This window comes from Agrobacterium sp. CCNWLW32 (genome assembly GCF_037083425.1).
In the GTDB taxonomy this organism is placed as follows: Bacteria; Pseudomonadota; Alphaproteobacteria; order Rhizobiales; family Rhizobiaceae; genus Agrobacterium; species Agrobacterium radiobacter.
Genome location: NZ_JBAOJM010000042.1, coordinates 1 through 710, shown reverse-complemented (window position 1 = coordinate 710; position 710 = coordinate 1). Strand labels below are relative to the sequence as shown.

Below are 710 nucleotides of genomic sequence, written 5' to 3'. Positions count from 1 at the left end.
AGCGTGCCGAAGAAGTCGTCCCACGGCACTTCGCCCTGGCCGATATTCAGATGCTGATGCACTCGCGCCTGCGTGCCGGGCGGGTTGAGAATGTAGCGAAGCCCGGAACTGGCCTTGTGGTTGAAGGTATCGCCCACATGCACATGCGCCAGCACATCCTTGGCCTCGCGCAGCATCGCCTTGGTGTCGTCGCCGAAATAGAAGGTATGCGGCGCGCAATAGAGGAATTTGACGTTCTTCGAATTGACGGTGCGGATGATGTCGAGCGCCGGCTGCAGCGTCTCGCACCAGTCTTCCGGATGCGGCTCGACATGCAGGCTGATGCCTTCGCGTTCGAAGATCGGCACCAGCTCTTCCATGGAGCGCCACCAGGCGTCCTCGCAGGCCTCGATCATCGAGCCGGTATGGCAGCAATAACAGGAGCCCTTGTCGGGATGCGGTCCACGGCCGAATTCGGAGTTCATCGTGTCGACCTCCAGTTCGATGGCGATCTCGATGGCGCGTTTCCAGTGTTTGACCGCCGCCTGCCGTTCGGTCTCGTCATTGGAGGCCCAGCGATACATTGGCAGCAGCGAGGCGATGCCGACATCGGCCTCCTTCAAAGCCCTCTTGAAGGACCGGATGCGCTCGGGAAACACACGCGGCGCCTTGAACCATTCGAGGAAATCGGCGCGCGGGCTGAGCTCGATCCAGTCGAAGCCGAGTTCCTT

Annotated in this window: 1 protein-coding gene; it reads right to left on the bottom strand. The window is 61.1% G+C overall.

Features of this window, described 5'->3' with window-relative positions; translation table 11 throughout:
• On the bottom strand, positions 1–710 hold a 710-nt coding region (locus tag V6R85_RS26020; RefSeq protein ID WP_336377359.1), incomplete at both ends, for a sugar phosphate isomerase/epimerase family protein.